Annotated in this window: 9 protein-coding genes and 2 pseudogenes; 10 read left to right on the top strand and 1 reads right to left on the bottom strand. The window is 68.4% G+C overall.

Going from position 1 to position 9,611, the window contains the following annotated elements:
• A pseudogene (locus tag ACWDSL_RS49515) lies at positions 1–347 on the bottom strand (transposase); the annotation flags it as partial.
• A 697-nt stretch (positions 348–1,044) separates the two neighbouring features.
• On the opposite strand from ACWDSL_RS49515, the gene ACWDSL_RS49520 reads away from it, so the two are divergent.
• From ACWDSL_RS49520 to ACWDSL_RS49565, 10 genes and pseudogenes are all read left to right on the top strand, one after another.
• On the top strand, positions 1,045–1,239 hold the full coding sequence (locus ACWDSL_RS49520; protein WP_450495863.1) for a hypothetical protein: 195 nt from the start codon (positions 1,045–1,047) through the stop codon (positions 1,237–1,239).
• A gap of 87 nt (positions 1,240–1,326) precedes the next feature.
• Entirely contained in the window at positions 1,327–2,433 is a 1,107-nt protein-coding gene (locus tag ACWDSL_RS49525) for a phosphorylase family protein (protein WP_450495865.1), read from the top strand.
• Positions 2,434–2,695: 262 nt separating this feature from the next.
• Complete coding sequence (locus ACWDSL_RS49530) at positions 2,696–3,055, top strand: VMAP-C domain-containing protein (RefSeq protein ID WP_450495867.1); 360 nt, start codon at positions 2,696–2,698, stop codon at positions 3,053–3,055.
• 391 nt (positions 3,056–3,446) lie between these two features.
• Positions 3,447–4,046: a hypothetical protein gene (locus ACWDSL_RS49535; RefSeq protein ID WP_450495869.1), complete on the top strand. Its 600-nt coding sequence runs from the start codon at positions 3,447–3,449 to the stop codon at positions 4,044–4,046.
• Between the two features lie 103 nt (positions 4,047–4,149).
• Positions 4,150–4,365, top strand: coding sequence for a hypothetical protein (locus ACWDSL_RS49540; RefSeq protein ID WP_450495871.1), 216 nt, complete (start codon positions 4,150–4,152; stop codon positions 4,363–4,365).
• 303 nt (positions 4,366–4,668) lie between these two features.
• Positions 4,669–4,806 carry a hypothetical protein gene (locus tag ACWDSL_RS49545; RefSeq protein WP_450495873.1) on the top strand — a complete coding sequence of 46 codons (138 nt, stop codon included), beginning with the start codon at positions 4,669–4,671 and terminating at the stop codon, positions 4,804–4,806.
• Complete coding sequence (locus ACWDSL_RS49550) at positions 4,806–5,141, top strand: helix-turn-helix domain-containing protein (RefSeq protein ID WP_450495875.1); 336 nt, start codon at positions 4,806–4,808, stop codon at positions 5,139–5,141. Before ACWDSL_RS49545 ends, ACWDSL_RS49550 begins: the two co-directional genes overlap by 1 nt.
• A 991-nt stretch (positions 5,142–6,132) precedes the next feature.
• Entirely contained in the window at positions 6,133–7,083 is a 951-nt protein-coding gene (locus ACWDSL_RS49555) for a transcriptional regulator (RefSeq protein WP_450495877.1), read from the top strand.
• A 549-nt stretch (positions 7,084–7,632) separates the two neighbouring features.
• On the top strand, positions 7,633–9,123 hold the full coding sequence (locus tag ACWDSL_RS49560) for a VMAP-C domain-containing protein (protein ID WP_450495878.1): 1,491 nt from the start codon (positions 7,633–7,635) through the stop codon (positions 9,121–9,123).
• A pseudogene (locus ACWDSL_RS49565) lies at positions 9,120–9,611 on the top strand (MoxR family ATPase); the annotation flags it as partial. The gene ACWDSL_RS49560 and the pseudogene ACWDSL_RS49565, both read left to right, overlap by 4 nt.

The following is a 9,611-nucleotide window of genomic DNA, read 5'->3' on the forward strand; positions in this document are numbered from 1 at the left end:
GCCCGCCGCCCCGACGCGTCCGGGTGCAGGTGCCGGGCCACACCGGCCCACACCTCGTCGGCCTGGTGCATCACCAACGCCTTCGACACATGATCACTCAACCAGCCTGAGCGCTCCAGATGCCGATACGCGCGCCGCTCCAGCCTGGAGCGGGACAGACCCAGCTCGGCCCGCCACGCCTTCACATCCCTCTCGCGCCGCACATCACCGGCCCAGTACGCGTCCACCACATCCCGCGCATCACGCCGCAGCGCGCGTTTGACCTGCCACATCGCCGAAAACAACCGCTCCACCCGGCAGCGGACAACCACATCGCCGACAACCAACGGCAACCGGATCACCGACACCGGCGCATCCTTCGCCCGCCGCCACACCTCACCCCGGTTCGGCCCCCGAAACCGCCGCCCCTCCCCAAGAGCAGGAGCAGGAGCAGGAGCAGGAGCAGCCGGTGATCGACCCGCCACGCTCTCCCCCCCCTCTCCCGGACCAGCATCAGGCATAACGTCATGAAGTCAGTTCGGGTTACGGTCAGTTGTATGGAACCTTGCCTTGCTGCCTGCCGTTCAGCTCAGTTGAAGGCGTGGACGGGGCTGTCCGGGCCGCAGTTGCACGCCCTGGTCATCCGTTTGTGGCGGTGCCGCCCGGACAGCGGGTGCGGCCGACCCTGGTCACTGGCCTTCGGTGACCGGGTGCTGCTGGTCGTCTTGGGCTACCGCACCAACCTCACCATGGAGCAACTGGTCACGCTCTTCGCCACCACGGACTCCACCGTGCGACGGGAGCTGTGGCTGGTGGACGGCACCTCATTCCGGTGCACGACCAGAAGAAAACGAAGAAGCCGAAGAACTACCGGCGCAGTCTTAATGTGCAGATCGTCTGCCGGGCCCACGACCGCCGTATCGCCGCGGTCGGCGACGCCTGGCCGGGCAACCGCAACGATGTGGTGGTCTTCTGGGAGATCCTTGGCAAGACCTGCCCCCTCATCCCCGCCTGTCAGGCGACGGTGGCTACCAAGGGATCGAGCGGATCCGCGCGCCCCGGCGCGTGCCTGGCCGGAAGATCATCAAGGACCGGGCCTACCGGCGGTTCCGCAAGCGCCGCGCCGTCGCCAAGCACACCATCGCGCGCCGCAATGACCACCGGATCCTTAGCCAGTGCCGCCGCAAGGGAGAAGGGATCAACCACGCTGTCGCCGGCATCGCCGCCCTGCACAACCTGAAACTGGGGATCAACGGCTGACCACAAACCGGCAACTGCCCACAGGAAAGCACGCCTGACCTGGCATTACGGGATATCTCTTAGACGGACAAGGAGTGGGGACACAAGGTGTGGTCTGACGAGGACGGGGGTCCGGCGGGCGGCGCGCGGGCGGAGGCGGTCATCCTCACCGCGCTCGAGGTGGAGTACCAGGCCGTACGGGCGCATCTGGAGGAGCTGCGCACCGTGGCGGCCGAGCGGGGGTCCCTGTTCGAGGTGGGCGTCTTCCGCAAGGGCCACCCCCCCGGCACCTCGGTCGCGATCCACATGACGGGCCCGGGGAATCCGGGCGCCGCGGCCCTCGTGGAGCGGGCTTCGGCCCTCTTCACCCCGCGGACCCTGCTGTTCGTCGGGGTGGCAGGCGGCCGAAAGGACGTGGGCCTGGGGGATGTGGTCGCCGCGGAGGCGGTGTACGACTACGAGACCGGCAAGGACACCGAGGACACCTTTCTGCCCCGCCAGAAGACCCATCAGTCGACCTACGACCTGGTCCAGCTGGCCAGGATGGTCGCGGCCAACGACGAGTGGCAGCACGGCATCCGCCCCGCCGGGGGCGACGCCGCGCCACGCCCGAGGGCCCATGTCAAACCCATCGCGGCGGGCGGCCGCGTGGTGGCCCACCAGCGCTCCGAGGTCGGCCGCCGGCTCACGGCGGGCGCGGGCGACGCGGTGGCGGTGGACATGGAGGGCTTCGGCTTCCTGGCGGGCGCGTACGTCAACCGGCAGGTCGACGCCCTGGTGATCCGCGGCATCTCCGATCTGCTCGCCGACAAGGACGAGGCACACGATGAGCACTGGCAGCCGGTCGCCTCCCGGCACGCGGCGGCATTCGCCTTCGAACTCCTCCGCCGCCTGCCCGCGCCCCCTTCGGCCCGCCCCACCGCTCCTCCCCGCAAGCTGAAGATCCGCGAACTGGGCGAGCTGACCAATCTGTTGCTCGCCGTCCCGGGGCTGACGTCCCCCACCGGCTGGCAGCAACTGCTGGACGAACTGCCGGGCGTCGGCACTCAGGTGGCCCGGCAATCGGCGAGCCGGACCGAGGCGCTGGCCCTGCTGCGCACCTGCGAAGCGTACGGTGCGTGGGACGCCCTGGCCGACGTCCTCACGGTCATCGCACCGGACGCCCCGGCCACGGCGGAACTGATCGCTCGGCTGAAACAGCTCGGCCTCGGCTGACCGCCGCGCGCCCCCGTGACCTGCCATATCACCGACCACCACCGTATGACGGGCGCGACTCTCGCGTCTTACGGGGTGTCAGGTGAGGCGTTCGGGGCATACAAGTTATCCGGAGTTCGGACCGGGCGGGGACCGCCTGTAGCAGGGTTCCCGGGCCCGGAGGGCTGGCATCTGGTGCGCGGCCCGCTGAGTAACGTCACGGCCGCCACGGCCGAGCGCGCTGTTCAGAACCTGGCACACGAGGCCACGGCGGAGCGGAAGGATGCCCACTGCATTCCTGAGCGCCCAGGACCGCCATCTGCCACTGCATACGTGGCGCGATGAGCTGGACAGCCATCCCACCCCTCTGTGCTCGAGTTGCTCGGTGGTCGTACGGAGCCTGGAGCACAGCCAGAAGAGGCACTGGTACCGCCTCTGGAAGAAGCGCTGGCAGACCTTCTCCTCCCAGCCGGAGCGGTCCCGGCAGCTCGTCGTCGACGGGCCGGATCCGAACAGTCCGCACTCCGGTGACCCGAGCGCCCTGATGGCCCGGCTCAACGCCGACCAGCGTGTGTTCGCCCTGGTGCTGAACGCGCCGCCGGGCGTGAGCCAGAAGGGGAACCGGCATGCCTCGGCAGCATAGCGAGCGCCCCCGTCCTCATTTCGGCGCCATCCGCGAGGCCCGTACCTGGTCCATCAGTTGAGACAAAAACCCGTCGAGGCCAACGGAGACCTGACACGGCTCCGCAAAGCCGTGAATGAGTTGCGGTTGGAGGCCCAGGGGATTGGATCCGTGGAGCGGAAACAGCACCTTGGGCAACACGTCATGCTCGTTTGGGACGACCCGACCCGTCCCGTAGGGACGCAAAGGCGAGCGGCGGGGTGGTGGAACACCCCGGCCAAGGCAACCAGCGGGTTACCGCCCGCCGATCAAGAAGTCCCAACCATCATCCAAGAAGGAGACCTCGTGTATTCGCGCTCAGCAGACCGCACGGTCGAGCCCCGATCCGGCTTGAGACAGAGTCGACCACGGCGTGGCCGAATTCAAGGAGCGCTCGCAGCCGCTGTGCGCCTTCAGACTCGCCTCCCGGCTGGCGGCGGCGCCGTTCACCATCCCGGTGATGAAGTTCGTCCAAGGCGTGCATGAGCCGCACAGCAGCCCCGGCGACCTCGCCGAATTCGTGCTGGGCAGACTGCTACGCAGGGTCGGAGCCGCAGACCCCATGGACGAGACGGCAACCGGCTACGAGTTCCACCAGGAAGTACGGGAGTTACTGCTGTCCGCCGGGATGCGCGACGAGTCGCTGTACATCCTGCGCAGCGTCCTGGACCGGCTCGGCCGCCGCTGGAAACCCCTGCACGTACTGCGGGACGCGCTCAACCACCCCTCGGAGGCGCTGCCCGACCTTCCCGAGACCGACCGGCTGCTGCCCTACATGCGCGTACAGGAACAGGTCTACCAAGCGCTCTCCGGTCCCTACCTGGAGGGCGCACGAACATTGCACGCACGCGCCGCGCTCTCTCAGCAAGCGCTCGGCCGGCCTGGGGAACACCAGCACAATCCACTGGAAGACCCACCGAATGGGGCAAATCACACCAATGGGGGAAGTTCGACCCCGAGGCGGTTGCCGTGACTGACTCCTTTTCGTTCCGATCCAAGCCGTCCTCCGCAAAGGACGAATCACCCCCGCCGGCGCATGCGGCCGCCCGAATGCCTGAATCCGAAGGAGAAATCCGATGACCCCCGATCCGACTACCCCGCACCGCTATGACCGGAATCACGACATACGGGTGTACCTGCTGCTGCTTGCCCTGGCGATGATCCTGATCGTCGTCACGGCTCTGGCCTATGTCACCTACCAGCACCCGGCCCTGACCGGCCCGCTGGGAGTCGGCTGCGCCGCTGCCGCGGTGCTGGTGACCGGGCTCGGATTCGCCGTCACGAGGCGATGAAGCGTCGGCTCCCCGGCCGCGCTCACCTCGCGCTCTCCGATGCCGTTGGATGGCATCGCCATGTACACACGCCCAGCTGCTGGCCACCGGCGCTAAACAGCAACATCGCACAGCACGGAGCAGCCAAATACACACTTTACGCGCCCTCATGGATACCGATAGTCACCACGGCGCCAGACGAGACCGCGTGCCTCCATCGGTCGAGCCGGACGCCCGAGCCTGGCTGGAACTCCTGCCAGACAAGCTCTACCGCAAGGTGGAGGACTACGCAGACCTGCTGGCCGAGCTGATGACCGACACATCGTGCCGCTCACCATCTTCGGCAAGACGCGACCACACAAGGAGGCTCAGATCAACCGGGCGATCCAGGCGAAGAAGGAGTGCGAGGCCGAGTATGGCTCAGCCCACACCGATTTCACCCGTGAGGCAGGAGAGCAGTGATGCAGCACAGTCGCTGGAAGCTGGCACGCGAACGCAGGCTCGCCGACGGATACCACGAGTCGCCCGAGATCGAGCAGGAGCGACGGGAGCACCGCCTGTCCATGCTCCTCGCAAAGGTGGTCTACGACCGCCGCACGGAGCTGGGCCTGTCCCAGGCTGAGCTCGCCGCCCGTGCCGGCCTGACCCAGGCCAAGATTTCCCGCATCGAAGACTCCGACACCATCCCGACTCTGCCCCTCCTTGCCAAGCTCGCCAAGGGACTCGACGCCTCGCTCAACATCGCCATCGACACCGACGACACGCACGTGACACTCACCGCACACGACGTGGCCTGAACGATCAACCATAAGTTGGCTCAGGGCCAAGAGTCGCGAGGACGACAAAACCATCTGAGATGAGCCGGCGCGCTGCACCGGCCGCCCAGAGCCCCCGACGCCGCCGCTACGTGGCTTGCGCGCCCTTGCCCCACCGCCTGGTAGCAGCTGCTGGGCGAACTGCCGGGCATCGGCACACAGGTGGCCCGGCAGTCGGCGAGCCGGGCCAAGGCGCTGGCCTTGCTGCGCATCTGCGAGGCGTACGGTGCATGGGACGCCTTGGCCGGACGTCCTCGCGGTCATCGCGCCCGATGCCCCGGCCACGGCGGAACTGATCGCTTGGCTGAAGCTGCCCGGCCCGAGCTGATGTCGGCCATGCCCCGGGTCGTCCCAAGCGGCGTCGGAGTCTGCGCCGTCCGGCACGCATGTGTGCCGTCTGACGAACACCAAGCAAGCGGAACGCCGGAGAGAACAGCGAACGGGGAACCCCGCAGGTCATTTTGGGGAACCCCAACCACCGCATTGGGGATCCCCGATCACAGCTGCGGACTACATTTGGAACAGATCACTGCCGTCCCGCAAGGTGCCCCATGGACGAACGCGAAGCCCGCCGCAGCAGTTACCCGCTCACGATCCCCGACGCGCTCTTACATAGCGAGGCCATGCAACGCGCCTGCGCCGACCGCGACTTCCAGGAGATCTTCCGCCTCGTCAACCGGCGCACCGGTTCCAGCCATGCAGCGATGGCAGCAGCCATCGGAAAGATGACCAGCTCGCGCGTCAGCGACATCATCAGGGGCGTCCGAGGTATCCGGGGACAAGAAGTCATCGAACGGGTTGCAGACGGCTTCGGCGTCCCAGGCGAAATGCTGGGCCTGCCGACACGCCCATGGGAGGGTTCCCCGGAAAACGGCAGTGCTTCCGATCGGTTCGGCACGGTAACCCAGTACTTTGATAACACGGTCGAAAACGGTGCAGAGGAGGACACGGACGCTTTCTCGGCGCGGCAGCGGTGGCCGCGACCGGTGTCGTGGCTCTGCCCGGCATCGCGGAGGCACGGCAAGGGATCAACGCCGCGTTGTCCGGCTCCAACGCCGGCGATCTGGCCTACCTTGACGAGGCATTCGAGCGGCATCGCGGAGGGTATCGCGGTCGGCCGCCGGCAGTCGCCCTGGCGGAGATGCGAGGAGACCTCGATCTGCTGCGGGATGTTCTGGGCCGTCCACACCCGGCGGGGGCACGGACGGATCTGGCCCGTACGGCAGCCGGTATCACCGGGCTGGTGGCGATCATCCAGCATGACCGCGGCGACCAGCGTGACTCACACGGTTGGTTCACCACCGCCGAGCAGGCAGCCCGCGAGTCGGGAGACCGTCACATGGTCGCTTGGACGCTGGCCCGGCATGCGATGATCCCGCTCAACTACGGCGCCCCACGAGCAGCGGCAGAACTGGCCGCCAAAGCCCGTGCCGAGGCCGGGCGGAAGCCCTCCGCGTCGACGGCGCTGGCCGCCGCGGTCACCGCACGGGCTCTGGCGGCAACCGGTGACCAGCAGGGGGCTCTCCGTGCGGTAGCCGACGCGCGTTCCACCGCCGATCAATTGGACGGCTCACAGGCTGCCGACACGTGGTTCGGCTACCCGTACCAGAAGCATCACGTGCACCTCTCGCAGGCGTTCACTCTCATGGGCCAAACGCGCGAGGCGTATGCAGAACAGTCGGCAGCGCTCGCCCTTACCAGTTCATCGTCAGTGATGACTCGGGCCCTGCTCACAATGGACGAGGCAACGTGTCTGTCTGCGGACGGTAATCCCCTTGGCGCGGCCGACGTGGCCGTCGCCGTCTGGGAGGAGTTGCCGCAGGAGTACCGAGGAGGCCTGGTCCGTTCACGGGTCGAAGCCCTGCACCAGACGCTCTCCGGCACCGCTCGGGCCAGAGTGGGGGACACGCTCGCCGGGCGGTGACCGACGGACGCCGCCGACGACGAGCCGAACAACGCCTTCCCGCTGGAACACCCGCCGACCAGCTGCGGAGCTGAGCGGACAAGCAGGCGCGCGAGCTGTCGCTGACCTCGTCGCTGAGGTCGCTGCGCCAGCAGGTGGGGTGCTGGAGCCGCTGCGCACCGGCCGCCCCTGCTGTGACTGGCTGCTGGTCTTCGACAACGCTGAGGAACTGGATACGGTATGCCCCTTCTTTCCTTCCGTCGGCCCCGACCACATCCTGGTGACCTCCCGCAACGCTCAGTGGCCCCGGGCCGCACGCAGGGTCGAAGTGGACGTCTCGGCTGAAGCTGCTCGGCCTCAGCTGACCGCCGCGCGGCCCTCGTGGCCTGCCACGGAGCCGGCCACCATCGTGTGACGGGCGCGACTCCGGCGCCTCACGGGGTGTCAGATGATGAGTTCCGGGCATACAAGTTGGTCCGGAGTCCGGGCCGGGCGGGGACCGCCTGTGGCAGGGTTCCGGCATAGATCATCGGCGGCGGGGACCGGTGATGGGGGCGCGGGAGGTCATGCATGGCGGCCACGGGGGAAGGCGGCCTGAAATCGGTCAACCATCTCGTCACGGCGCTGCGGGAGTTCAAGTGTCTGGTAGATCCGGACTCTCGTGCGCTGTGTCTGGAACTGGTCGCCACGGAGCTGCACGCGGCGCTGCCCGTCCGCAACCACCGGGTGACCGACTACTTCTTGGCGGAGCTGGCCAAGGAATGTCTGGGCAACGAGCGCGCCATGCTGGCGCTGCGGGAGGCCCTGGCGATCCTGGCGCCGTCCGACGCGACCGCCATGAGCCGACTCGACTCGGTGATAGAGCAGATGACAGCCCGTCCGGCGCTGCCCCCGGACGCCACCGAGCGGCTGTGCTCGCTGCTGGAGGGGCTTGAGGTCGCGCATCTGGCGCGGCTGTGCCGGGGCGCGGCGCCGCTGCAGGACGTGCCGCCGGTCACTGGCCCGTGGCACGCCTTCGAGACCCTGAGCCGGATGAACGCGCGGCCGGACGGCCTACCGCCGTGCCTGGCCCTGGTGGAGTACCTGGCCGCCTCCGCCCGGCCGCTTGAGCTGGCCGACCGGCTGCGGAGGTGGGCGGACGAGCGGGCGCGCGGGCTGTCGCTGACCTCGGAGCTGAGGTCGCTGCGGCAGCAGGTGGGACACGCCGCCCCAGCCGAGTCGATCGACGCCTATCTGGTGATCCAGCTGCTGCCGCAGGACGAGCCCGGCCGGTACGAGCTCTCCTCGTGGCACGCCTACGACCCGACGGGCTGGTACCCGGTCCGCGGCCCGGTCAGCAACGTCACGGCCGCCACGGCAGAGCGTGCCGTACAGGACCTCGTGCACGAGGCCGTGGTGGAGTGGGAGGACGCCCGCAGCATCCACTTGGAGTTCGTCCTGAGCGCCGAGGACCTTCATCTGCCGGTGCATATGTGGCGCGATGAGCTGGACAGCGACTTCGCCACCCCGCTGTGCTCGAGCTATTCGGTCGTCGTACGGAGCCTGGAGCGCAGCCAGAACCCGTACCGGTACCCTCCTTGGAAGAAACGCTGGCGGACCTTCAGCGCCCAGCCGGAGCGGTCCCGGCAGCTCGTCGTCGACGGGCCGGATCCGGACAGCCCGCGCTCCGGTGACCCGGGCGCCCTGGTGGCCCGGCTCAACGCCGACCAGCATGTGTTCGCCCTGGTGCTGAACGCCCCGCCGAGCGCGAGCCGGGAGGGGAACCAGCAGGTCTCGGCGGCGTGGCGGGCGGGTGTCCCCGTCGTCATCTGGGATCGGCGACCTGCACGGGACCCGTACCTGGTCCATCAGTTGAGACAAAAACCCGTCGAGGCCAACGGGGACCTGGCACGGCTCCGCGAAGCCGTGAAAGAGTTGCGGTTGGAGGCCCAAGGCATTGGATCCGCAGAGCGGGAACAGCACCTTGGTCAACATGTCATGCTCGTTTGGGACGACCCGACCCGTCCCGTAGGGACGCAAGGGCGAGTGGCGGGGCCGGACGAGGGGGTGGCCAGTCGATGACCGACGCAGGGCCTACGAAGCGGCACAACGGACACGCAGGCGGTGATCCGGGTCCCACGTCCCACGTCGGCCCGCCGTCGGGCATCCCCCGCCCCTGGTGGATCTATCAGGGCACCGGACGTCCTTTGCACGACGTCAGCCTGGAAGAGATCCTTCCGCCGCCCCCACCGTGGCGCACCTTCGACGGCGTCTCCGCGGGCCCTCCGGACGGCATCGAGGCCGAAGCGCGGGAGTCTTCAAACGAGGAATTACAGAACGGGGAAGGCGACGCGCCCACCGAGCCGCCCGCGCCGCCCGAGGACGAGCATGACGCCGCCCGGCGGCTGGGCGCCGCTCCCCTGGGAATGCGGTCGGATCCGGAAGAGGCGGATGTCGTCAACGCGGCGCTGATTCTGCGCCGTCCCCTTCTGGTGACGGGCCGCCCGGGGACGGGCAAGTCCACACTGGCGTACCGCATCAGCAGGGAGCTGGGGCTCGGCCGGGTGCTG

The organism is Streptomyces sp. NPDC000941, from assembly GCF_053599555.1.

Coding starts and splice junctions, on each gene's coding strand:
- ACWDSL_RS49560 (WP_450495878.1), top strand. CDS start 7,633: ATGGCGGCCACGGGGGAAGGCGGCCTGAAATCGGTCAACCATCTCGTC.
- ACWDSL_RS49530 (WP_450495867.1), top strand. CDS start 2,696: ATGCCCACTGCATTCCTGAGCGCCCAGGACCGCCATCTGCCACTGCAT.
- ACWDSL_RS49550 (WP_450495875.1), top strand. CDS start 4,806: ATGCAGCACAGTCGCTGGAAGCTGGCACGCGAACGCAGGCTCGCCGAC.
- ACWDSL_RS49540 (WP_450495871.1), top strand. CDS start 4,150: ATGACCCCCGATCCGACTACCCCGCACCGCTATGACCGGAATCACGAC.